Below are 22,457 nucleotides of genomic sequence, written 5' to 3' on the forward strand. Positions count from 1 at the left end.
CTGCCCTCGGGGCCCGGTTCAGGCGAGGGCCGCCGTGACGTCCACGGCCTTCAGGTGATGCGGGCTCAGGACCCGGGAGGCGGGGGCGGAGGCGGCCGTGAGCTCCTTGGCCGCCGTGGTGAGGGTCGCGGCCGCGAGGAGGGACGGGGTGTCGGAGAGGGGGTGGTCATGTCGTCGTGACGGGTGGGGATGAGCAGGGGCGGGTTGCCGAGAGCGGCGAGGAGGCGTTCGACGTAGCGGTGCAGCGCCGAGTGCGAGGTCATCGCGATCGCCGCGATGTCCGGGCGGATGCCCCACAGCTCACGCTCGGCGAAGTTGCTCGCGCCCATGAACAGGATGCTCGGTCCCCCGTCCACGGTCACCTGGTAGGCGAGCGTGTCGCCCTCGACCAGGTCGCCCAGCACGGTGGGGCGCCGGGGCGGGGCGGTCCTGCGCCCCGGGGCGAAGTAGCCGTGGTCGGGCTGCTGGCTGTGCAGGCTGCGGAAGACCTCCACGGTCTTTCTGAGTGTGCGCACGTTCATCGCTCCTCCCCGTAGTCCTGTGCCGCCCCTATGTCGCGGCTGTGGCGGCAGGCGGGAGCAGAGTGGCACCGGACACTCTTCTGGCGATCCCCTCCAACTCCCCTGTGGACAGGCCCTGTTGGGCGCTCTTCGGGAGCTCCTCGCAGCCTCTCCCGGGCCTCTCTCCGATCTCCTCCCGGCCTCTTCCCGGCCTCTTCCCGGCCTCTTCCCGGCCTCTTCCCAGGCTCTTTCCGGCGGAGATGAGTGTGCGTACTCAGGCGGCCCGGCCGACCCCTCTGCCACGCTGGCGGCATGTCTTCCCGCGAGAGCCGTACGAGCGTCCGTCGCGCCGCCCTCCTGACCGTGACCGCCATGACCGCCGTCGCCGGTCTCGCCGCGTGCGGAACCCAGAGGCCGGGCGCGCAGCCGTCCCAGAACACGGCCGCCGTCTCCTCCTCGCCGCCGGCGAGCCCGCACGCCGAGCCGGACCGGGGCGACAGCGCGCCGCACAACGCCGAGAACAACATCGGCCGCGCTCCCAGGGACATGACTCCCGCCGACGAGGCGGCCGCCCAGGAGAAGGCCAAGAAGGTCGAGCCGGTCCTGGAGAAACTGCGCAAGCAGGGGCGCATCAGCCCCGACGACGTACGTCCCGCGCTCGCCGCCCTCGGCTTCCGCGCCGCGGACATGCGCGTCCAGGACCCGTGGTCGCGCTGGAACGTGGACCACTCGGAGAAGGTGCCGGGCACCATGTACGGCATCTGGGTCGGCAAGACCGCGTGCATCTCCGGCATGGTGGGCGAGGACCGCGTGTGGACCGAGGTCACCGGCCCCTATCCGGAGACCGCCTGCATCACGCCGCCGGTCGCCCACTGAGCTCTGTCACACATCTCCTGTCACATCTCCGCCCTCCCGCGCGTCAGGGAGAGGACGGCGCCGCACGGTGCGGCCCGGCGAGAGGGAGTTGACGACATGACGGTTCTGATGGTGCGGTCCACGGTGAAGCCCGAGTTCGTCGGAGAGCTCGAAGAGGCCCTGAAGAAGATGTTCGCGGCCATCGAGAGCGCACGGCCCGAGGGCGTGCGCTACGCCTCGTACCGCCTTCCCGACGGAGTCACCTACCTCGCGCAGCTGGAGCTCGCCGATGGCATCGAGAACCCGCTGCCCGCGATCGCGGAGTTCCGGGAGTTCCAGGCGGGCCTGAAGGACTGGCTGGCCGGCCCGCCGTCCGCGGAGCACCTCGAGGTCAGGGGCGCCTACGCGGGCTGACCGATGCGCCCGGGGTGCCATCCTGCGGACATGGGTGTCTCCGGCACGGCGAGCGGTGGGTACTCCGGTACGCCGCTCGCCAAGAAGATCGGTATCAAGGCAGGACAGCGGGTGCGGCTGACGCACGCGCCGCGGGGCTGGGTCATTCCCGGGCTGCCCGAGGACTGCGCGGTCGCCGCCGGCGGCCCGAAGGGGGCGGACGTCACCGTCGCCTTCTTCCGGGCCCGCGCGGAACTGGAGGCGCAGGCGGCCGGGCTGGTCCGGGACCTGTCCGACGAGGCGATGCTCTGGATCGCCTGGCCCCGGCGCGCGGCCGGGCACGAGAGCGACATCGGCGAGAACGACCTGCGGGAGATCTTCCTGCCGCTCGGTGTCGTCGACGTGAAGGTGGCGGCCCTGGGGGACGACTGGTCGGGCCTGAAGTTCGTACGGCGCAGGGAGAACCGGAGCGGCAAGAACCCGCGCACGGGGGACCGGCGTACGGAGAACCTTCGTACGGGGAGCCGGCGTACGTGAGGGGGTGTCCGGTCGTACATTCGGACGTACGTCGGGGCGTACCTGAGGGGGAATTCCGGTGAACGGCTAGCATCGCGGCACAGTTGTCGGCCGGGATGGGGTGGGTGTCGTGTCACAGGCGGAGGAGGGGCCGCGGGTTGCCGTTGCCGTGGTGACCATGGGCAATCGGCCCGCCGAGGTCGACGCGCTGCTCGCCTCCGTGGCCAAGCAGGACGTGGCGCCCGCCCGCATCGTGATCGTGGGCAACGGCTGCCCGCTGCCCGAGTTCGCCGAACGCCTCGGCCTGCCCGGTGACGTCACCACCATCGAGGTCGATGAGAACCTCGGCTGCCCGGGCGGGCGCAACGTCGCCCTCCAGCGCCTGAGCGAGCTGGGCGACATCGACGTCGTCGTCGAACTCGACGACGACGGACTGCTCGTCGACGGGGACGTGCTGCGCAAGGTACGGGACCTGTACGCCGCCGATCCGCGGCTCGGCATCGTCGGGTTCCGTATCGCCGACGAGAACGGGGAGACGCAGCGCCGGCACGTCCCCCGGGTCGGTGCCAAGGACCCGATGCGGGGCGGGCCGGTCACCGGCTTCCTCGGCGGCGGGCACGCCCTGTCCATGGCCATGCTCGGCGAGATCGGCGACTGGCCCGCGGAGTTCTTCTTCGCGCACGAGGAGACGGACATGGCCTGGCGCGCCATCGACGCCGGGTGGACCGTGCTCTACGAGCCCGAACTGCTGCTCCAGCACCCGAAGACCTCGCCCGCACGGCACGCCATCTACTACCGGGTGACCGCCCGCAACCGGGTCTGGCTCACCCGCCGCCGACTGCCCCTCCCGCTGATCCCCGTGCACCTGGGGATCTGGATGCTGGCCACGCTCGTACGGACCCGGTCCGTCGGCGGGCTGAAGGCCTGGTTCGGCGGGTTCGCGGAAGGCCTGCGGGAATCCGGCGGGGAGCGGCGGCCGATGCGGTGGCGGACGGTGTGGCGGCTCACCCGGCTGGGACGGCCGCCCGTCATCTGAGCGCCGCGCGTGAGTGCTTGCGGGGTGAGTCCCAGCGAGTCCCATGCGAGCGAGTCCCTGCGAGAGGGACAGACGGAGGCCCCGGTCGTTCACCTCCGACGACCGGGGCCTCGCGCGTCCCCGGATCCGGCCACGGCGGCGACACTCCCCCGAGTTACGCGTAATACGCGCGCACCGTCGGGCCAGATCCGATGAAGTGATCACATCAGGCCACGCCAACGGATCGCTAACATATGGCCAACGGTTTCCAGCCTGGGGCCGTGAGTCGGTCGGCGGGAAGTCGCCGTGGGAAGGCGCGAAGTCGCCGTGGGCGCGGCCGGAGCGGTCGCGCGGAAAGGCAGTGGAGCGGCGTGATGCGGGACGGGCTGAGGTTCGGGCTGCTGGGGTCGCCGGTCCTGTACGACGCCGACGGCGAGGTCCGGTCGATCGGCAGCGGCAAGACGCGTGCCCTGCTGGCGGCACTGCTCCTGGAGCCGGGGCGGGTCGTCTCGGTCGACGTGCTCAAGGACGCGCTGTGGGGCGGCGCGCCGCCCGCGTCCGCGCAGGCCTCGCTGCAGAACCATGTGACACGGCTGCGGCGCCTCCTCGACGACCCGGAGCGGCTGCGCGCCGTCCCGCCGGGGTACGTCCTGCGGGTCGGCGAGGGCGAGTTGGACGTCCGTGTCTTCGAACACCACGCCACGGCGGCGCGCACCGCGCACGCCGAGCGCGACTGGGACCGGGCGCTGCGCGCGTCCACGGCGGCGCTCGCGCTGTGGCGCGGCACCCCGCTGAGCGGCCTGCCGACCGAGACCGGCGGACACGCCTTCGTCCAGCGCCTGGAGGAATCCCGGCTTCTGGTCCTGGAGTGGCGGTACGAGGCCGAGCTGCGCCTGAGCGACGGGCAAGTCCAGGCACGCCGCCACGACGCCCGGCAGGCGCCCCCACCCTCGAACTCGCCGCGCTCCGCTCGGGCGGGGGGACCCCCTTCGCCGCACCAGCCAACGGCCCAAGTAGCTCCGCCACAAGGAGCTTCGTCCGACACGCCGGGAGGACGCACCGAACGGCAGGGAAACGCACCCGCACTACCCCGAGGCCACTCAGCTCCCACGCCCGCCCGACTCGACCGGCTGGCCCCCGAGTTGGCCGCCCTCACCGCCGAACACCCGCTCCGTGAGGCCTTCCACCGGCTGCTGATGCTCGTGCTGCACCGCACCGGGCGTCAGGCCGAGGCCCTCGCCGTCCACCGTGACCTGCGGGCCCGTCTGGTGGAGGAGCTCGGGGTCGAGCCGGGCCCCGCGGTGCGCGAGGCGCATCTGGAGATCCTCCGGGAACAGGACGACAGGGAGGGGACGGCGGAGCCCGCCGAGGACTCCGGCCGGCCGGCGCGGGAGGAGACCGCGCCACCGCGCCCCGCCCAACTCCCGCCTCCACCCGCTTACTTCACGGGCCGCGGAGACATCCGCGAGCAGCTGCGCGTAGCCCTGGACCCGGAGCACCGGACGACCGGACCCGGCGTTGCTGTGGCCGACGGAATGCCCGGCGCCGCCGCGGCCGACGGAATACTCGGTGCCGCCGTGGCCGAGGGGATGCCCGATGTCGCCGTGGCCGACGGGATGCCCTGTGTCGCGGTGATCAGCGGGATGGCCGGCGTCGGCAAGAGCGCGCTGGCGCTGCATGTGGCGCACGGGCTGAGGGAACGTTTCCCCGACGGCCAGTTGTACGTCAACCTGCACGGCGCCACCCCCGGCATGACCCCGCTCACCTCCGGCCAGGCGCTCGCCGCGCTGCTCCGCGACCTCGGTGCCGAGCCGCGCCGGATCCCCGAACACCCGGACGCGGCAGCCGCGTTGCTCCGGTCGATGCTCGCGCCCACGCGCACCCTGATGGTGCTCGACGACGCCGCGCACGCCGCGCAGGTACGGCCGCTGCTGCCCGCAGGCGCGGGCTGCGCCGTGATCGTGACGAGCCGGTCCCCGCTCACCGCCCTGGACGGCGCGCACCGTTTCCCGCTCGCGCCGCTGTCGGACGAGGACAGCGCGGCACTGCTCCGCGCGGTCTCCGGCCGCCGCCACGGCCTCGACGGCGGGCACCCCCTCGTCGAACTCACCGGCCGGCTGCCGCTCGCCCTCCGTGTCGTCGCCGCCCGCCTCGCCGCGCGCCACGCGCTCACCCCGGACGCGCTCGCCGGTCAACTCGCCGCCACAGAAAGGCGGTTGCACCACCTGGAGTACGACGACCTGAGCGTCCGCAGGTCCCTGGCGGTCGCGCACGACGCGCTGCGCGCCTCGGACCGCGAGGCCGACCGGGACGCGGCGCGCGCCCTGTGCCGTATCGGTGCGCTCGACGTCCCCGTGTACGGGGCGCCCCTCGTCGCCCGCCTCTCCGGCATCGACGAACGCCGTGCCGAGGCCGCCCTCGACCGTCTCGTCGACGTCGCTCTCCTGGAGGAAACGGCATACGGCCGTTACGCACCGCACGACTTGGTACGGGACTTCGCCCGCGAGATCGCGGGGGCCGGGTGGGAGGGTTGTTCGCCCCCGCCGGAGCGGCTGAACCTTTCAGCCCGTCCGGCGTTTGAGGACGAGGCCGCCAAGGCCGATAGCGGGGGTGTGGGGGCGGCAGCCCCCAGGGACGGGAAGGGTAGGGGCGGAGGGGGCGCCGCATCCATCAGCGGCTCCGCCGCGGGCCCATCTGGTGCGGATGCCCTCGCTCCCGGCGGCTCCGCCCCCGGTGACCACGACGTGGCCGTAGCCGAACGCGCCCTGCGCTGGTACGCAGGCGTCGCCGCCCGCTCCCTGGAGGCCATCCTCGAACCCGGCCTGGACCGCGAGGACCGCAGCCGCCCCACCGCCTCGCAGCCCCCCGCGCACGCGGCGGACGTCGCGGCCACGCCCCCCTTCTGCTCCGCGAAGGACGCCTTCGCCTGGGGCGATCTGGAGCTGGAGAACGTGGTGGCCCTGGTGGAGCGGTACGCGGAGACCTCCCCGTACGTCCCCGTCCTCGTCCGCCTGCTCAACCCGTACGTCCAGCGCAGCGGCCGCGTCGCCGAGTTGGAGATCCTCCAGCGCGCCGCACTCGGGGCGGCCCGCCGGCTCGGGGACGAGGCCGCCGAGGCATACGCGCTCGGAGACCTCGCGGGGCTGCACTTCATGACGGGCCGCGCGAGCGACGCCCTCGTGCTCAACGACGAAGCGCTGGCGATCTGGCGCAGACTCGGCGTCCTGTCCTGGGTGCGGCGGGGGCTGAACAACCGCGGCATGCTTCTCGAAGGGCTCGGCCGCTACGCCGAGTCCAGCGAGGCCCTGCTCCAAAGCCTGGAGTTCTCACGGGAGTTGGGCGACCCGCACATGGAGGCCATCACCTACAGCCACCTCGGCAATCTGTACGAGCACACGGACGCCCGGGCCGCGATCGACCACCACAAGCGCAGTCTCGCGATCGGCGACGCGATCCAGGACGTCATCATCCGGCACTCGGCGCACTGCAACATCGGCTACGCCCACCTCACCCTCGGTGAACCGGCCGCCGCCGTACCGCACTTCGAGGAGAGCCTGCGCATCCTCGGCAGCCACGGCGACTGGCACGGCGAGTCGCAGACCCGGCTCGGGCTGGTGCGTGCTCTGCGCGAGGTGGAGCACTGGGAGCGGGCCGCGCGCGAGTGCGATCTGCTGCTGTGCCGCGCCGACCGCCGCGCCGACCGGTACACCGGAGGGCTCGCCCGCCATCAGCGGGGACTGCTGCTGCGTACGCGAGGGGATACCGAAGGGGCGTACGAACACTGGGAGTCGGCCCTTGAGGCGCTGGCGGAGACGGACAGCCCGGTGGTGGGGGAGCTGAGGGAACTCCTGGCGGAGAAGCCGAACCAGGCGTAGTCACCGGGCGGCGGCGCTGTCACTTGGCGTCCGCGTAGCACTCCACCACCGCCGTCGTGAAGGGAAAGCGGACCGGTGTCTCCCCGAATGTGAGGCGCCCCGCCAGGTCGGCCGCCTCGCGGATCGCGGCCACCACCGTGTCGGCCTCCTCGGTGGGGCAGTGCACGATCACCTCGTCGTGCTGGAAGAAGACCAGCTCGGCCGAGAGGCCGGCGCAGGTGCGCCGGAGCGCGGCGAGCACCAGCAGGGCCCAGTCGGCGGCGCTGCCCTGGACGACGAAGTTACGGGCGAACCGGCCCCGCGCACGGGAGTTGGAGGAGGCGTAGCCGGGGACCCACCCCTGATCGGAGCCGGTCTCCAGGGCATCGTCCTGAGGGATGCCCGCCTCCTCCGCACTGTCCTCCGACGCACCCGCCGCAGGGGGAGAGGTCCGCCCCAGCCAGGTCCGCACGAGCCGCCCCTCTTCCCCCGCCCGCGCCGCGTCGTCCACGTACGCCACGGCCTTGGGGAACCGACGCCGCAGCAAAGCAAGATTCTTCAGCCCGTCACCCGACGTCTGCCCATACACGGCCCCCAGCACGGCGAGCTTGGCCTGCGCCCGATCACCCGCGAACGCCCGGTCCGACACAGCCTGATACAGATCACTCTCCCGACCCGCGACCTCCATCAGGCCGGGATCGCGGGAGATCGCGGCCAGCACGCGCGGCTCCATCTGATCGGCGTCGGCGACGACGAGCCGCCACCCGGGATCGGCGACGACGGCACGCCGGATGACCTTGGGGATCTGCAGAGCGCCCCCGCCGTTGGTCACCCACCGCCCGGTGACGGTCCCGCCCGGCAGATACTCGGGCCGGAACCGCCCGTCCCGCACCCAGTCCTGAAGCCAGGACCACCCATGGGCTACCCAGATCCGATAGAGCTTCTTGTACTCGATCAGAGGCTTCACGGCCGGATGGTCAATCGCCTCGATCTCCCATCTCCGCGTCGACTTGACCTTGATCCCGGCCTGCGCAAAGGCCTTCACCACATCGGCGGGCAAATCAGGCCGAACCCGTCTCCCAAACGCAGCGGACACGTCATCCGCGAGCTCGGCAAGACGCCGTGGCTCACCACCACCCGCATACCGCTCCCCGAGAAGCTCGTGCAGCACCTCCCGATGGACGTCCGCGCGCCACGGCAGCCCCGCCTGATTCATCTCCGCGGCGACGAGCATCCCCGCCGATTCGGAGGCCGTCAGCAGCCGCATCCGCTCCGGGTGAGCGGTCGCGTCATGCCGGCGCTGCTGGTCCGCGTACACCTCCACCAGATCCGCCAGCGGTACGTGCACCGGGCGCGGCTCGAAGAGCGACGACTGTGAACCGGGCTCGGCGGACCGCTGCGGCGGATCGCTGGGCACCGGCCCGCCGCGCAGCCGTGCCAGCGCGGCGGCCGCCGACCGGGGCTCGCCGAGCCGCCCCTCGTGCCCGAGCAGCAGCGTCTCGGCGGCCTCCATGTCGTAACACCGCTCGACTCGCACCCCCGCGGCGAGCAGACGCGGATACACATCGGCCGTGGACCGCCAGACCCACCGCCCGACCTCAGGCCGCGACCGCACGGCCGCCGCGAGATCCGGCTCCCTGCGCACGGGCCCCGCGGGCAGCCCGTCGGGGCCGAGGACGGCGACCTCCGCACCACCGTCCTCGGCCGGCGCGAGAGCCCAGCGCTCGGTCATGATGCCGAGTCTCGCAGGGAGGTCTGACAACGGCGCCGACCGACGGACCCGCAGGCTTGCGGGCGGCGTGATCAGCCCGTGGTCTTGTTCTCCTCCACTTCCTGCCCCGCCACGATGTCCTCGAGCGTGCGCGCGATGTACGCCTCGGCGGTCGCCTTGTCGATGCCGGCGTCGCTGAGGACTCCCTGGCCGTTCTCGAACTCCAGGAGGGCCAGCAGGATGTGCTCGGTGCCGACGTAGTTGTGGCCGAGGCGGAGGGCCTCGCGGAAGGTGAGTTCCAGGGTCTTCTTGGCGGCGGGGCCGTATGGGACGAGTTCGGGGACCTCGCCGACGGCCGCCGGGAGCGCCGCCTTCGCCGCCTCGCGAACGGCGTCCAGGGACACGCCCTGCGCGGTGATCGCCTGCGCGCCGATTCCCCCGGGATCGGAGATGAGCCCGAGGACCAGGTGCTCGGGCAGCCCCTCGGCGTTGCCCGCGGCCTTCGCCTCGCCGTGCGCGGCCATGACCACCTTCCGGGCGCGCGGGGTGTAGCGCCCGAAGCCCTGGTTCGGATCGAGGTCCGACTCCGCCTTCGGAACGAAACGCTTCTGGGCCGCCTGCCGGGTGACCCCCATGCTCTTGCCGATGTCCGTCCAGGACGCGCCCGAACGCCGGGCCTGGTCCACGAAGTGTCCGATCAGATGGTCGGCCACGTCCCCCAGGTGGTCCGCGGCGATCACCGCGTCCTGGAGCTGGTCGAGCGCGTCGGTGTGAACCTTCTTGATCGCCTCGATGAGGTCGTCGAGACGCACGGATGCCGTGCCGATTGGGTTCGTCGTCATACGTCAACCGTAAGTTGACACCCCTGTGGTGTCAACCCAAAGTTGACACCACGGGGCGGACCGAGACGGCACTCGGCGCCGGGGGGTTTGCCGTCCAAGCGGACGCGCTTACCGGCGCTCACAGGGTTCCGCTGCGCCCACCCGTGCCGCCTGGGGGTCCCCCCACGCCGTTAAGGCAGTGGGGGAGGCACGATTGCCCGCAGCCAGGACGGGTCGGCCGCTCACCGGCGGCCGCATCCCGCAGCGCGAACCACGATGGCGCCACCCCGCCGTCCACCAGCGCCCGCACGAGCCGCGGAGCCCCAAGCGCCCCCAACGCGCACCCCGCCGCCGACGCCGCGAGCCCCACCGCGAACGTCGACGCCGTCACGAAGGCCGAGACGAAGGCCGTCACCCCGGCCGCCGTGCCCAGCAGGGAGTTGACCCCGACCAGCGCCTCGGCATCGCGCGCGGCGGCCGGGTCGGCCTGATGCCGGTCGTCACCGGTGAGCACACGCGCACGATCACCAACGATCCGCCGCACGTCCTCGACGGGGGCGTCGACACCAGCCGCATCCCGACTAGGCGAACCGGACGAACCAGATGAACCAAATAAGCCAGTTGAACCAGTTGAACCAGTTGAACCACCCATCCGCACCGGCCCCAATGCCCGCAGCTCACCGATCAGTTCACTGTCCACAGGGTGTGGATGCGCCAGCTTCTTCGACACGAGGGCGGTCCCCGGCCCCCGCCCCACCTCCACCAGCCGGCGTTCGCTCAGCCCGGCCGGCTCGACCCCGTCGACGGCGACCGTCCCGGACGTCGGCCGGTCGAGCCCGGCCGCGCACTGCAAGAGGGTCGACTTCCCTGACCCGGAGGGCCCCATCACCGCCGTGAAGGTGCCGGCGGCGAAGTCAGGGCATCCCCGGGGTAGGGCCGGCCCTACCCCAGAAGGCGCCACCCGTGCCCATGACACGATCGAAGCATGAGCAGCAGCACGCCCAAGACCAGCACCGTGGAGCGCGCCTTCGAGGCAGCCCTCTACGCCGACACCGACGCGGCCCTGGACACCGGCGCCTCGCTGCTCGCCGCCGACCCCGCGTCCGACGCCGAACTCGCCCGGCGCGGCGAGGAGTTCGTCGCCGGGGCCTGGCGGCGCGGTTGGCAGCCCGCCGACGTCGTACGGATCGTGCGACGCGAGCTGGACGACGTACACATACAGCTGGTGTCCGTGCTGATCCTCGGCGAGAACCGCAAGCCACAGGGCCCGCGCTGGGCCGCACAGCTCGAAGAGCTGGAGGCGGCGGCGCCACAGGCACCCCGCACCGACCGCTTCTCGTACGCCACCGCCGTACTGGAGCTGTACCGGCTGCTGCTCCGCCTCCCCAGCATCGAGCCCCTAGACGCCCCCCGACAGGACGCGTCCCACGCCTCCCACGCCCCCCAGGACACCCGCATGCTCACCCGTATCCGGGCCCTGCTCGCCAAGGCCGAGGCGACCGGGTTCCCGGAGGAGGCGGAGGCGCTGAGCGCCAAGGCGCAGGAGCTGATGGCGCGGCACAGCATCGACGAGGCGCTGCTCGCGGCGCGCACGCACGCCAAGGACGCGCCCGGCGCCTGCCGGATCGGCGTCGAGCCGCCGTACGAGACGGCCAAGGCGGTGCTCCTGGACGCGGTCGCCGGGGCGAACCGCTGCCGGGCCGTGTGGAACGAGGCCCTCTACTTCTCGACCGTCGTCGGCTTCGAACCCGACCTGGAGGCGGTCGAACTCCTCTACACCTCACTCCTCGTACAGGCCACGGCTGCCATGACGAAGGCGGAGGCCGCGCAGCGGGCGGGCGGCCGGAAGCGCACGAAGACCTTCCGGCAGTCCTTCCTCGCCGCGTACGCGCACCGGATCGGCGACCGGCTGGCGTCCGTCGCCGAGGGGCAAGTGACGGCGACCGAGGGGGAGTTGCTGCCGGTGCTGGCGGCCCGCGACGTGGCGGTCGCGGACCACATGGACCGCATGTTCCCCGAGACGGTGACCACCCGCCTGCGCGGAGTCACCGACGCCGCCGGCTGGCAGGAGGGCGCCGCGGCGGCGGACCGGGCACAGGTCAAGGGCAGGCGCCCGATTCCCTGAACCAGGGATTCGGCGCCCGATCCCCAGAGCCGGGAACTCAGTCGCCCGCGGTCCGGAACGAACTCACCGAGGCGTTCAGTTCGTCCGCGGCCTTCCGGGCGACAGTGCCATACGTCCACTTCCAGCCCTCGGCCTCGGTGTGTCCGGGCAGGCTGATCTTCATGGTGGTGACGGCGGCGCCCTTGGCGCCGGCCTCGCCGCGCACGTACGTGATCGTGAAGGTAGCCGTCTCGTCCTTCTTCAGACTCAGCTTCTGCGCCGTCGAGCCCTTCTCCGGAGCGAGGGTCCAGGAGGTGCCGCCGGCCTGCATCTCGATGCCGGGGAAGCCGTCCAGCGTGCACGTGCGGGAGTTGGTGTTGGTGAGGGTGACAGGGATGTTGCCGCTGTCGCCGGCAGCCGGCGCTGCGTTGGCGGGGCCGACGTGGATGCCGAGCTGGTTGATGGAGCAAGCGGTGCTCTCGCGGCTCTGGTCGCTCTTGCCGCCCCCGCCGTCCCCGCCGTCGTCGCAGGCGGTCAGAACGAGGGCAGCGGTGAGAGCGGCGGCGGCGAGGGGAATGGCGCGCATGAAGGTCCTCTGGAGGTCGTGACGATGCTCATGGATCATCACGCAGTCGCGCGGCCCAGTGTTGCGCGCCCCACCCACCGCCGCACTCCACGCGCCACGAATGTCCCGAAACCTCCCTGGACACGCACGGACCGCGGAACCCAAAGGATCCCGCGGCCCGCAAGTAACCGCTCATGCGATCACGAGCCGAAGCTCGCCGAAGTCACGAGCCGGAGCCCGCCGTAGACAACTCCGTAGGCATCTTCCCGCCCTCGCTCTTCACGTACGACTCCTTGCCGAGCCCGCCCTCCCACGTGATCTTCAGGCGCGTACCGCTGACGGAGTCGACCATGCCGACCGCCCGGTCCTTGCTGCCGTCGGTGCACTTGAGACGGATCATCCGCATGCCCGACTCCTCGGCGGCGGTACCGCTGCACACGGCGCCCCCCGTCGTGAAGAGCGCGGCCTTCTCGCCGGTGACCATCAGCGCCACGGCCTTGCCGCCCGTGGTGGCCAGCCAGCTGCCCTCCAGCTTGCTCTTGGCGCCGGAGGTGCTGCCCGAGCCGCCACCGGTGTCGGCGGTCGCGGTCGCGGACGGGCTCGGGCTCGTCGACTTGTCGCCGGAGCCGTCGCCGCCGTCGTCGCTGCTGCAACCGGCCAGCACGAGCGCGGCCGCCAGACCCGCGGCCGCGGCCGCGATACGCGCCTGCCGACGCGGGAAGGTCGCCGAAGTCACTGAAGCCCCCAAGGGTGGGTGAGGATGCCGGGTCGCCGGAACGACCGCAGCAAGCTACCAGGAGGACTTGCGGACCCCAGGGAGGAATCCGGCGTGCGCTTGCTCACGCAGATTCACCCGGGAGAGCCCGAAGGTACGCAGATAACCGCGCGGGCGGCCATCCACACTGTCGCGGTTGCGTACGCGGGTGGCGCTGGCGTCGCGCGGCTGCCTGCGCAATTCCTGCTGCGCGGCGGCCCGTTCGGCATCCGTCGAGGACGGTCGGCGGATGATCTCCTTCAGCTCGACCCGCCGGGCGGCGTACCGCGCGACGATCTCCTGGCGCTTCTCGTTCTTCGCGATCTTGCTCTTCTTCGCCATCAGACCTTCACCCCTCGGGCACGGATCCGCGCCACGGCCGCCTCGACGCCGATCGTGTCGACCGTCTTGATGCCCTTCGCGCTCAGCCTCAGCCGTACGTAGCGGCCCTCGCTCGGCAGCCAGTAGCGCTTGCGCTGGACGTTCGGGTCGAAGCGGCGGGACGTGCGCCGGTGGGAGTGGGAGATGGAGTTTCCGAAGCCGGGATGGGCTCCGGTCAGCATGCAGTGGGCGGACAAGGGTGACGCACCTCTCCCGATCGATAATTGGTAATGGGATTCATTTTCAGTAACATAGCAGCATGGCACCCAACGAACTCCGTCCGGTCATCAAGCTCCGGTCCACCGCCGGGACCGGCTACACCTACGTCACCCGCAAGAACCGCCGGAACGACCCGGACCGGATGACCCTGCGCAAGTACGACCCGGTCGCGGGCCGCCACGTCGACTTCCGAGAGGAGCGCTGACCGCCATGCGTGAGGGAATCCACCCGGCGTACGGCCCGGTCGTCTTCCGGGACCGCGCCGCGAACCACGCCTTCCTCACCCGCTCGACCATGACCAGCGACAAGACGGTCGAGTGGGAGGACGGCAACACCTACCCGGTGGTCGACGTCGAGATCTCGAACGTCAGCCACCCCTTCTACACGGGCAACGCACGCGTCCTGGACACCGCCGGACGCGTAGAGCGCTTCGAGCGCCGTTACGGAAAGCGGAGCTGAAGGTGCCCGAGCTCTTCGTCGCGATCGTCGGCGGACTGCACGCCGATGCCCGCAGAGCGGCCGTCGAGCATCTGCTGACGGCCGTCCCGGGCAGCGTCGCGCTCCACCACGACCTGGCCACGGCCGCCGCGGGCACGGTCGTCCGTACGGTCCGCGACCGCACCGGCGTCCTCTCCGCCGGCGAGGCGCCCCTGGTCAACGACTGCGCGTGCTGTGCCTTGCGCGAGGACCTGTTGCCCGAACTGGAACGGCTCGCGGACGCCGGCCTCGCACGGCTCGCGATCGTCGAGCTGTGGGACTCCGTCGAGCCGAAGGCCATGGCCGAGGTGGTGGCGGCGAGCGGTCTGACGCTGACCGGCGTGATCACCGCCGTCGACCCGGCGCTGCTGCTCCCCTACCTCGGCAACGGCGACGACCTCGCCGACGGCGGCCTCGCCGCGGCGGCCACTGACCAGCGCACGGTCGCCGACACCTTTGCCCGCCAGCTGGAGTACGCCCCCGTCCTCGCCGTGGCCGACTCGGAGGAGGCTGACGACGAGGACCGGGCACTGCTGGCGCAGCTGCACCCGACGGCCGTCCACGTCCCCATCGGAGCCGGGGGTTGGGCGGCCGGGGGAGCGGGGGCCTGCTCGGCGGGCCCGGACCCGACCGCACCCGCAGCCGGAGTCGGCCTGCCGGGCCTGAGCGCGCTGGGCTCAGGGTGGTTCGACCCGGACTCGGCCGGGACCGGCTCGATGGGACCGGGCGTGCCGGCTGCCGGGCCGTACGGCCGGGACGCGCCGGGTGCTGGGTGGCTCGGCTCGGCTTCGGCCGGGACCGGCTCGACCGGGCCGGGCGTGCCGGCTGCCGGGTCGTCCGCCCCGGACGCCCCAGCTGCCGGATGGTTCGGCCCGGCCTCGGCGCCGGGCAGCGCGCACTCCGCGCTCGCCGAGGCCGCGCTCGCCGGTTTCGACGTCGAGGCCGCCGCCGCGGCCCAGCACCCCGCCTGCGCACTGCTCCCGGCCGAGGCCGACGCACACGGCGTCTCCACCCTCGTATGGCACCGGCGGCGTCCGTTCCACCCGGAGCGGCTGTACGCGGCGCTGGAGGACCTGACCTGCGCGGCCGCGCGCAGCCGGGGGCGGTTCTGGCTCGCCGACCGGCCCGACACGCTGCTGCACTGGGATGCCGCCGGGGGAGCGCTGTGCGTGGAGAGCGCGGGCCCGTGGCTCGCCTCGTTGCCGGACGCGGCGTGGGAGATGGTCCCGCCGGTGCGCCGGGCCGCCGCCGCGCTCGACTGGCACCCGGAGCACGGCGACTGCTGCCAGCACCTCGTCTTCACCTCGCCCGGGCTCGACCGCGAGGGGCTCGAACTGCTCCTGGAGTCCTGCCTGTTGACCGACGCCGAGTACGCCGCCGGGCGCGCCGCCTGGAAGCGGCTCCCGCCCGCCTTCGACACCCTCCTGGAAGTCTGATGCCTCGCAAGACGGACCGTAAGCCCGCCAAGTCCCGCCCCAACCCGCTGGACCAGGCCGGGATCACGTACATCGACTACAAGGACACCGATCTGCTGCGGAAGTTCATTTCTGACCGCGGCAAGATCCGCAGCCGTCGCGTCACGCGTGTGACGGCGCAGCAGCAGCGGACGCTGGCCCGCGCGATCAAGAACGCCCGGGAGATGGCGCTGTTGCCGTACGCGTCCCGGTAAGTAGCCGGTCCCGTCCCATAGGTAGGAGATTCCCTACGCTTGACCCGTAGGGAATCTCCTACCTATTGTCGTCTCCATGAACATCACTCACGCCTCTTTCGTCACACTCCCCGTCGCCGACCAGGACCGCGCGCTGAGCTTCTACACGGAGGTCCTCGGCTTCGAGGTCACCGCGGACCTGGACATGCCGCCGGGCCGCTGGCTGCAGGTCGCGCCCAAGGGGGCGCAGACCGTCTTCACGCTCTCGGGTCCGGGGATGGGCCGGGGGTCTGGGGGTTCCCCCCAGAAAAGAGGTGCCGAGCCCGGCGAGACCCGGGGGATCATGTTGGTCACGACCGATGTCGACGCCGACTGTGCGCGGCTCGCGGCCGCGGGCGTCGCGGTGGAGGGTCCCGACGACCTCCCCTGGGGCCGCATGGCCTCGTTCCGCGACCCGGATGGCAACGGTCTGATGCTGATCACGGAGAAGGAAGGCTTCTGAGCGCGCCATGACTGCGACCGGGGCTGTGACGGGGGTTGGGGCCGGGGCTCGCGAGGACCAGATCTTCGCCGCGCTCGCCAACGCCACGCGCCGCGAAGTGCTGCGGCTGCTGCGCGAGGAGGGGCCCCAGCCCGTGCAGGCCCTGGCGGACCACTTCGACATGCGACGGCCCAGCCTCTCGGAACACCTCAAGGTGCTCCGGGATGCCGGGCTCGTGTCGGAGGAGCGGGCGGGACGGCAGCGCATCTACCGCCTCGAGGCCGCGCCGCTCGCCGATGTGCAGGACTGGCTCCACCCGTACGAGCGGTTCTGGCGCGACAGGCTCAAGGGCCTCGGCGCTCTGCTGGACCGCATGCCCGACGATGCCGAGACATGAACTCCGTTCCAGAGGATGACCTGACGACCGTCCGTGTCGACCAGTTCCTCCCGCACCCTCCCGCCAAGGTCTGGCGCGCCCTCACCGAGCCCGAGTTGCTCGTGCAGTGGCAGATGCAGGGGTCGGAGGACTTCCGGCTCGAAGTCGGCCACGAGTACAGGCTGACGTCCGTCCCACGCCCCAACACGAACTTCTCCGGCACCGTTGACGTGCGGGTTCTCGCGTTCGAGCCGGAGCGGATGCTGCGCGTCCGGTGGGCCGACGCCGATCCGGCCAATCCCACGGACTGGACCATCACGTGGACGTTGAAACTCGAAGGACACGGTACGCGTCTCTTTCTAGTACACGAGGGATTCGATCCGGACGATCCCGCACAGATGATGGCGCGGAAGATCATGGACGGGGGCTGGAGATCGCATGTGATGCGAGCTCTGGGGAATGCGCTGGACCGGCTGTAGTCCATTCGCAAGCCGGTGAGCAGCAGGCCGTAGTCAAGCGAGCGACAGCCGGTAGTCAAGTGCCGGTAAAAGCTGTAACCGCAGGACCACCCCGCGTGCACGTGCATCTGCCCATGCATCTGCACATGAACAGAGCTATGATCCAGGCCAGTTGACCAATGCATCAATGGCCACCTCAGCCACTGCACGACCGGGGAGCGATCTGTGGACCACGACGTGTACGACGTGGATGACGTGTACGACGGCATGGCTGACGACGTGTACAACGGCATGGCTGACGACGTGTACAACGGCATGGCCGCGACCGCGCTGAACGGGGTGGCGTGGCAGAAGAGCCGGCACAGCAACTCGCAGGGTTCCTGCGTGGAGTTCGCGCGGCTGCCCGGCGGCGACGTGGCCGTGCGGAACTCGCGGTTCCCCGAGGGGCCCGCGCTCGTCTACACGCGCGCCGAGATCGAAGCGATGCTGTTGGGCATCAAGGACGGCGAGTTCGACCACCTGATCGCCGGCTGATGGCCGCGGTAGCCCTGATGGCGTCCAGGGCGTCCAGGGCGCCGATGCCGATGGCGTCGATGGTGCCGATGGCGGCCGCCTGAGTCCGCGACCGAGCGCGATGGTCGCTCAACGCTGCGTAACGCGCGTAGAACCGCGGCGCCAAAAGGCGCCGCGGTTCGTCATTCGGCGGGAGCCGCCGCGGGACCCGGCTGCGGCAGCCGGAAGAGCGCCCACACGACCTTGCCGCTGAGGGTGCCCGCGAGCGGGTGCCAGCCCCAGCTGTCGGCGAACGAGTCGACCAGGAACAGGCCGCGGCCCGACTCCGCCGAGAAGTCGTCCGAGTCGCCCGCGACCGGGCTGTCGTGACTGGGGTCGCGCACCGCGCACACCAGACGTGAGGTCCACCGCATCAAGTGCAGCCGCACGGGCGGGCCTTGGTCGTCCTTGCGGGGCGTGTCCGAGGGCAGTGCGTGCCGCAGCGCGTTGGTGACGAGCTCGGAGACCACCAGGCAGACGTCGTCGAAGCGGTCGCCGATGTCCCACTGGTCCAGCGTTCTGCGGGTGAACTGCCGTGCTTCGCGCACCGCTTCGTAGCGGGCGGGCAGAGCACAGGAAGCGGCGTTGGACACGGCCGCGGGATCGAGCGGCGGAAGTCCCTGCCGTAAGGGCTCGAGCATGGTCGATCCATTCGTCCCCATGCGAGGCACTCCCGGGTGTTCGCGGTCGTTGCGATGCAGCGGTGGCGCGGGGACCATGGTTCCGAATGCGTACAGCAGATGCAAGGGCAGATGCACGTGCACGCGCCCGAATTAGACCTGCCTCTACCAGTTCTTGCTCATTTCTTCTGTCACCTTCTTCCCTCTTGTTGCCCCTCTCCTGCCCTTTTTCTGCGTGGCCCCTTTGGCTACTTTCCGTTTCCGTAATCGAACGAGTACTGCTTGAAGTGTTTTAGTGGCAGACTTCGGCCCCTGAAGACGGTTGGGGAGGCGGACGAACGTGAGCGCTGGTGAGTCGAGCGGCTCGGTGGTGCGGCGCATGCTGCTGGGATCACATCTCCGGCGCCTGCGGGAGGCGCGTGGAATCACCCGGGAAGCGGCCGGTTACTCGATCCGTGCCTCCGAATCGAAGATCAGCCGCATGGAGTTGGGACGGGTGAGCTTCAAGACGCGCGACGTCGAGGACCTGTTGACGCTGTACGGCATCATGGATGAGGCGGAGCGCACCTCCCTGGTCTCGCTCGCCAAGGAGGCCAATGTCGCCGGCTGGTGGCACAGCTACTCGGACGTCCTGCCCAGCTGGTTCCCGACCTACGTCGGCCTCGAAGGCGCGGCCCATCTGATCCGCAGTTACGAAGTCCAGTTCGTGCACGGCCTGTTGCAGACCGAGGCGTACGCGCACGCGGTCGTCACGCGCGGCATGAAGGGCGCGTCCGCCGCCGACATCGACCGCCGCGTGGCCCTGCGCCTGGAGCGCCAGAAGTACCTCGTCTCCGAGAACGCCCCGGAGTTCCACATCGTCCTCGACGAGGCCGCGCTGCGCCGTCCGTACGGCGACCGCGAGGTGATGCGCGGACAGCTCCAGCATCTGATCGAGGTCTCGGAGCGTCCCAACGTACGGCTTCAGGTCATGCCGTTCAGTTTCGGCGGGCACTCCGGCGAGAGCGGTTCCTTCACGATCCTGAGCTTCCCGGAATCCGACCTGTCGGACGTCGTCTATCTGGAACAGCTCACCAGTGCGCTCTACCTGGACAAGCGCGAGGACGTCACCCAGTACGAGAGTGCGCTCAAGCAGCTGCAACAGGACAGTCCTGGTCCCTCGGAGAGCCGCGACCTTCTCCGGGGCCTGCTCCAGCTCTCCTGAGAGCCTTCACGGGTTCTCCGGAGGTGTTCTCCAACTCCCTTGAAACACAAGTACGATGACGTTCGATCAGGCGTTGATCGGATGTCTGCTTCGGCAGTACAGGGATTGAGGGATTGAGGGAGCACATGTCGTCCTACTTCACCGACCTGGCCCAGCAGTACATCGACGGCGAATGGCGCCCGGGCACCGGCTCCTGGGACATCATCGACTTCAACCCGTACGACGGCGAGAAGCTGGCGTCGATCACCATAGCCACCACCGACGAGGTCGACCAGGCCTACCGCGCGGCCGAACGCGCCCAGAAGCAGTGGCGCGCGACCAACGCCTATGCCCGTCGCGCGGTCTTCGAGAAGGCCCTGCGGATCATCGAGGAGCGCGAGGCCGAGATCACCGAGGTGATCATCGCCGAGCTCGGCGGCACCCACCTCAAGGCGGGCTTCGAACTGCACCTCGCCAAGGAGTTCCTGCGCGAGTCGATCCACCTGGCGCTGCGCCCCGAGGGCAGGATCCTCCCCTCGCCGATCGACGGCAAGGAGAACCGCCTCTACAAGGTTCCCGTCGGCGTCGTCGGTGTGATCAGCCCCTTCAACTTCCCCTTCCTCCTCTCGATCAAGTCCGTCGCCCCGGCCCTCGCACTCGGCAACGGCGTGGTCCTCAAGCCGCACCAGAACACCCCGATCGTCGGTGGCTCCCTGGTCGCCAAGATCTTCGAGGACGCGGGCCTGCCGGGCGGTCTGCTGAACGTCGTCATCACCGACATAGCCGAGATCGGCGACGCCTTCATCGAGCACCCGGTCCCCAAGGTCATCTCCTTCACCGGCTCGGACAAGGTCGGCCGCCACGTCGCCACCGTCTGCGCCTCCCACTTCAAGCGCTCGGTGCTCGAACTGGGCGGCAACAGCGCCCTCGTGGTCCTGGACGACGCGGACATCGACTACGCGGTCGACGCGGCGGTCTTCAGCCGGTACGTCCACCAGGGCCAGGTCTGCATGGCCGCCAACCGCGTCCTCGTGGACCGCTCGATCGAGGCCGAGTTCACCGAGAAGTTCGTCGCCAAGGTCAAGACGCTGAAGGCGGGCGACCCGAGCGACCCGGCCACGATCATCGGCCCGGTCATCAACTCCTCGCAGGCGGACGCGATTTCGGGCGCCGTCGAGCAGGCGATCGCCGAGGGCGCCACCGCCCTCGTACACGGCACGACGACCGACAACCTGGTCGAGCCGTCCATCCTGACGGACGTCCCCGCCGACTCCTCCCTCCTCCAGCAGGAGATCTTCGGCCCGGTCGTCTTCCTCGTCCCCTTCGACGGCGAGGAGGAGGCGGTCCGCATTGTCAACGACACCCCGTACGGGCTGAGCGGCGCCGTGCACACCGGCGACATCGAGCGCGGTGTGCAGTTCGCCAAGCAGATCGACACCGGCATGTTCCACGTCAACGACGGCACCGTGCACGACGAGCCGCTGGTCCCCTTCGGCGGCGAGAAGCACTCCGGCATCGGCCGTCTGAACGGCGAGTCGACCGTCGACGCCTTCACCACCCAGAAGTGGATCTCGGTACAGCACGGGCGGAGCTTCTTCCCGTTCTGAGTCTTTCCGTCTTCGCCGGGCCCTTGCGGACAGAAGCTGACCGCAAGGGCCCGTAGCTTCGTCGGTGTCGGACAGGAGGTGTCCGGCGAGGACCCGATGAAAGGCGGCCGGTCATGGTCACTCACGTGCGAGCCGAGGCGCAGGGCGACGAGCGTGGAGCACTGCTCTCCTTCCTGGAGGAACAGCGCGGCGGCATCCGCCGGGCGCTGCTCGGACTGACCGGGGAGCAGGCCGCGAGCAGGCCCAGTGCCAGTGAACTCTCGCTCGCCGGACTGCTGAAGCACGTCGCCGAGACCGAGCAGGGCTGGATCGCCCGCGCCAAGGGCGAGCAGCCGGCGGTGAAGCGGGACCCGTCGAACTGGCACGAGTGTTTCGTGCTCGTCGGCGACGAGACGGTCGAGTCGCAGCTGGCGTACTGGGAGAAGGTGGCCGCGGAGACCGAGGCGTTTCTCCGCTCGGTGGCCAGCCTCGACGACACCTTCGCGCTCCCGAACGACCCCTGGTTCCCGCCGGAGGGCCGGGTCTCGATGCGCTGGCTGGCGCTCCACCTGATCCGCGAGACGGCCCGGCACGCCGGCCACGCCGACATCATCCGCGAGTCCCTGGACGGCGCCACCGCCTTCGAGCTGGTGGCCCGGGAGCAGGCGGCCTGACGGGCCCGGTGGCGGGCGGGTCGACGGGCCCGACGGCAGGCGGGTTGACCTCGGCGCTCTAATGTGGACCGCATGTCAGCGATCCGTCTCCTCGTGCTGGGCGCCGTCCGTCAGCACGGGCGGGCCCACGGCTACCAGGTGCGCAACGACCTGGAGTACTGGGGCGCGCACGAGTGGTCCAACGCCAAGCCCGGCTCGATCTACCACGCGCTCAAGCAGATGGCGAAGCAGGGACTGCTGCACGCCCACGAGATCGCGCCGTCCACCGCCGGTGGCCCGCCGCGCACCGAGTACGAGATCACGGACAAGGGCGCCGAGGAGTACTTCGCGCTGCTGCGGGACGCGCTGACCTCGTACGACCAGAAGATGGACGTCAAGTCGGCGGCCATCGGCTTCATCGTCGACCTGTCGCGGGGCGAGGCGGTGGCGCTGCTGAAGGAGCGGACCCGGCGCATCGAGGAGTGGCGGGGTGCGGTCACCCAGCACTACGTGCCCGAGGACGGCCCCGAACAGCTCGGCCACATCGGCGAGATCATGAACCTCTGGATCCACACGGCCGACGCCGAGGCCGAGTGGACCCTGGGCCTGATCGCCCGGATCGAGGGCGGGGCCTACACGTTCGCGGGCGAGGGCGAGCCGTTCGTGGGGGTCCTCAAGGAGGGCGAGGAGAACCCGTACGCGACGGGGACACCGCATCCGGGAGACCGGGACTGA

The 22,457-nt window shown here is 70.9% G+C and carries 27 protein-coding genes and 1 pseudogene; 18 read left to right on the forward strand and 10 right to left on the reverse strand.

All coding sequences use genetic code 11. The features are described from left to right. Window positions 1-65: 65 nt before the first annotated feature. Window positions 66-515, reverse strand: coding sequence for a hypothetical protein (locus ACFY0T_RS09970; protein WP_388866747.1), 450 nt, complete (start codon window positions 513-515; stop codon window positions 66-68). Window positions 516-812: 297 nt separating this feature from the next. Between ACFY0T_RS09970 and ACFY0T_RS09975 the strand changes: the two genes are divergently transcribed. From ACFY0T_RS09975 to ACFY0T_RS09995, 5 genes are all read left to right on the forward strand, one after another. Then, window positions 813-1,376 carry a hypothetical protein gene (locus ACFY0T_RS09975; RefSeq protein WP_388866749.1) on the forward strand — a complete coding sequence of 188 codons (564 nt, stop codon included), beginning with the start codon at window positions 813-815 and terminating at the stop codon, window positions 1,374-1,376. Window positions 1,377-1,472: 96 nt separating this feature from the next. After that, window positions 1,473-1,769: a hypothetical protein gene (locus ACFY0T_RS09980; protein WP_388866752.1), complete on the forward strand. Its 297-nt coding sequence runs from the start codon at window positions 1,473-1,475 to the stop codon at window positions 1,767-1,769. A 30-nt stretch (window positions 1,770-1,799) separates the two neighbouring features. After that, the gene (locus ACFY0T_RS09985) at window positions 1,800-2,285 is read left to right on the forward strand and encodes a DUF3052 domain-containing protein (RefSeq protein ID WP_388866755.1); all 486 of its coding nucleotides are present in this window, start codon (window positions 1,800-1,802) and stop codon (window positions 2,283-2,285) included. A gap of 100 nt (window positions 2,286-2,385) precedes the next feature. Further along, on the forward strand, window positions 2,386-3,300 hold the full coding sequence (locus ACFY0T_RS09990) for a glycosyltransferase family 2 protein (RefSeq protein WP_388866758.1): 915 nt from the start codon (window positions 2,386-2,388) through the stop codon (window positions 3,298-3,300). A gap of 353 nt (window positions 3,301-3,653) precedes the next feature. Further along, window positions 3,654-7,154: a BTAD domain-containing putative transcriptional regulator gene (locus ACFY0T_RS09995; protein ID WP_388866760.1), complete on the forward strand. Its 3,501-nt coding sequence runs from the start codon at window positions 3,654-3,656 to the stop codon at window positions 7,152-7,154. Between the two features lie 19 nt (window positions 7,155-7,173). Here ACFY0T_RS09995 and ACFY0T_RS10000 read toward each other — a convergent pair whose 3' ends face one another. The 4 genes and pseudogenes from ACFY0T_RS10000 to ACFY0T_RS10015 all read right to left on the reverse strand — a co-directional run. Continuing rightward, a complete protein-coding gene (locus ACFY0T_RS10000) occupies window positions 7,174-8,865 on the reverse strand; it encodes a bifunctional 3'-5' exonuclease/DNA polymerase (RefSeq protein WP_388866763.1) in 1,692 nt (563 codons plus the stop codon). 71 nt (window positions 8,866-8,936) lie between these two features. After that, on the reverse strand, window positions 8,937-9,686 hold the full coding sequence (locus ACFY0T_RS10005; RefSeq protein WP_388866766.1) for a Clp protease N-terminal domain-containing protein: 750 nt from the start codon (window positions 9,684-9,686) through the stop codon (window positions 8,937-8,939). A gap of 118 nt (window positions 9,687-9,804) precedes the next feature. Further along, on the reverse strand, window positions 9,805-10,395 hold the full coding sequence (locus ACFY0T_RS10010) for a hypothetical protein (RefSeq protein ID WP_388867062.1): 591 nt from the start codon (window positions 10,393-10,395) through the stop codon (window positions 9,805-9,807). A 111-nt stretch (window positions 10,396-10,506) separates the two neighbouring features. Further along, window positions 10,507-10,551 (reverse strand): annotated as a pseudogene (locus tag ACFY0T_RS10015) (hypothetical protein); the annotation flags it as partial. Between the two features lie 99 nt (window positions 10,552-10,650). On the opposite strand from ACFY0T_RS10015, the gene ACFY0T_RS10020 reads away from it, so the two are divergent. Then, a complete protein-coding gene (locus ACFY0T_RS10020; RefSeq protein WP_388866769.1) occupies window positions 10,651-11,790 on the forward strand; it encodes a DUF2786 domain-containing protein in 1,140 nt (379 codons plus the stop codon). A gap of 37 nt (window positions 11,791-11,827) precedes the next feature. Here the strand turns inward: ACFY0T_RS10020 and ACFY0T_RS10025 are convergent, their stop codons facing one another. From ACFY0T_RS10025 to rpmB, 4 genes are all read right to left on the reverse strand, one after another. Continuing rightward, on the reverse strand, window positions 11,828-12,355 hold the full coding sequence (locus ACFY0T_RS10025) for a DUF4232 domain-containing protein (protein ID WP_388866771.1): 528 nt from the start codon (window positions 12,353-12,355) through the stop codon (window positions 11,828-11,830). Window positions 12,356-12,557: 202 nt separating this feature from the next. Further along, window positions 12,558-13,070: a hypothetical protein gene (locus ACFY0T_RS10030; protein ID WP_388866774.1), complete on the reverse strand. Its 513-nt coding sequence runs from the start codon at window positions 13,068-13,070 to the stop codon at window positions 12,558-12,560. 54 nt (window positions 13,071-13,124) lie between these two features. Further along, window positions 13,125-13,430, reverse strand: a complete 306-nt coding sequence (gene rpsN, locus ACFY0T_RS10035) for a 30S ribosomal protein S14 (RefSeq protein ID WP_388866777.1) — start codon at window positions 13,428-13,430, stop codon at window positions 13,125-13,127. Beyond that, the gene (rpmB, locus tag ACFY0T_RS10040; RefSeq protein ID WP_388866780.1) at window positions 13,430-13,666 is read right to left on the reverse strand and encodes a 50S ribosomal protein L28; all 237 of its coding nucleotides are present in this window, start codon (window positions 13,664-13,666) and stop codon (window positions 13,430-13,432) included. Before rpmB ends, rpsN begins: the two co-directional genes overlap by 1 nt. A gap of 62 nt (window positions 13,667-13,728) precedes the next feature. On the opposite strand from rpmB, the gene rpmG reads away from it, so the two are divergent. The 8 genes from rpmG (at window position 13,729) to ACFY0T_RS10080 (ending at window position 17,662) form a co-directional block, all read left to right on the forward strand. Continuing rightward, a complete protein-coding gene (rpmG, locus tag ACFY0T_RS10045; RefSeq protein WP_388866782.1) occupies window positions 13,729-13,893 on the forward strand; it encodes a 50S ribosomal protein L33 in 165 nt (54 codons plus the stop codon). Between the two features lie 5 nt (window positions 13,894-13,898). Then, a complete protein-coding gene (locus ACFY0T_RS10050) occupies window positions 13,899-14,147 on the forward strand; it encodes a type B 50S ribosomal protein L31 (RefSeq protein ID WP_388866785.1) in 249 nt (82 codons plus the stop codon). A gap of 2 nt (window positions 14,148-14,149) precedes the next feature. Beyond that, window positions 14,150-15,601, forward strand: coding sequence for a GTP-binding protein (locus ACFY0T_RS10055; protein ID WP_388866788.1), 1,452 nt, complete (start codon window positions 14,150-14,152; stop codon window positions 15,599-15,601). Continuing rightward, window positions 15,601-15,834 carry a 30S ribosomal protein S18 gene (rpsR, locus tag ACFY0T_RS10060; RefSeq protein ID WP_388866791.1) on the forward strand — a complete coding sequence of 78 codons (234 nt, stop codon included), beginning with the start codon at window positions 15,601-15,603 and terminating at the stop codon, window positions 15,832-15,834. The genes ACFY0T_RS10055 and rpsR overlap by 1 nt, the downstream gene beginning before the upstream one ends. A gap of 76 nt (window positions 15,835-15,910) precedes the next feature. Then, the gene (locus ACFY0T_RS10065) at window positions 15,911-16,315 is read left to right on the forward strand and encodes a VOC family protein (RefSeq protein WP_388866793.1); all 405 of its coding nucleotides are present in this window, start codon (window positions 15,911-15,913) and stop codon (window positions 16,313-16,315) included. Window positions 16,316-16,322: 7 nt separating this feature from the next. Then, on the forward strand, window positions 16,323-16,691 hold the full coding sequence (locus ACFY0T_RS10070) for an ArsR/SmtB family transcription factor (protein WP_388866796.1): 369 nt from the start codon (window positions 16,323-16,325) through the stop codon (window positions 16,689-16,691). Further along, window positions 16,688-17,149, forward strand: coding sequence for an SRPBCC domain-containing protein (locus ACFY0T_RS10075; RefSeq protein ID WP_388866798.1), 462 nt, complete (start codon window positions 16,688-16,690; stop codon window positions 17,147-17,149). Before ACFY0T_RS10070 ends, ACFY0T_RS10075 begins: the two co-directional genes overlap by 4 nt. A 204-nt stretch (window positions 17,150-17,353) precedes the next feature. Next, entirely contained in the window at window positions 17,354-17,662 is a 309-nt protein-coding gene (locus ACFY0T_RS10080; RefSeq protein ID WP_388866801.1) for a DUF397 domain-containing protein, read from the forward strand. A 161-nt stretch (window positions 17,663-17,823) separates the two neighbouring features. On the opposite strand, the gene ACFY0T_RS10085 is transcribed toward ACFY0T_RS10080, so the two are convergent. Further along, the gene (locus ACFY0T_RS10085; protein WP_388866803.1) at window positions 17,824-18,342 is read right to left on the reverse strand and encodes an ATP-binding protein; all 519 of its coding nucleotides are present in this window, start codon (window positions 18,340-18,342) and stop codon (window positions 17,824-17,826) included. 337 nt (window positions 18,343-18,679) lie between these two features. Here ACFY0T_RS10085 and ACFY0T_RS10090 point away from each other — a divergent pair, with 337 nt between their 5' ends. From ACFY0T_RS10090 to ACFY0T_RS10105, 4 genes are all read left to right on the forward strand, one after another. Beyond that, window positions 18,680-19,504, forward strand: coding sequence for a helix-turn-helix domain-containing protein (locus ACFY0T_RS10090; RefSeq protein WP_388867048.1), 825 nt, complete (start codon window positions 18,680-18,682; stop codon window positions 19,502-19,504). Window positions 19,505-19,629: 125 nt separating this feature from the next. Then, window positions 19,630-21,090 carry an aldehyde dehydrogenase family protein gene (locus ACFY0T_RS10095; RefSeq protein ID WP_388866805.1) on the forward strand — a complete coding sequence of 487 codons (1,461 nt, stop codon included), beginning with the start codon at window positions 19,630-19,632 and terminating at the stop codon, window positions 21,088-21,090. A gap of 113 nt (window positions 21,091-21,203) precedes the next feature. Beyond that, entirely contained in the window at window positions 21,204-21,743 is a 540-nt protein-coding gene (locus ACFY0T_RS10100) for a DinB family protein (RefSeq protein ID WP_388866808.1), read from the forward strand. 72 nt (window positions 21,744-21,815) lie between these two features. Further along, window positions 21,816-22,457, forward strand: coding sequence for a PadR family transcriptional regulator (locus tag ACFY0T_RS10105; RefSeq protein ID WP_388866811.1), 642 nt, complete (start codon window positions 21,816-21,818; stop codon window positions 22,455-22,457).

Origin of the sequence: Streptomyces sp. NPDC001530 (genome assembly GCF_042894545.1) — a bacterium.
GTDB lineage: Bacteria > Actinomycetota > Actinomycetes > Streptomycetales > Streptomycetaceae > Streptomyces.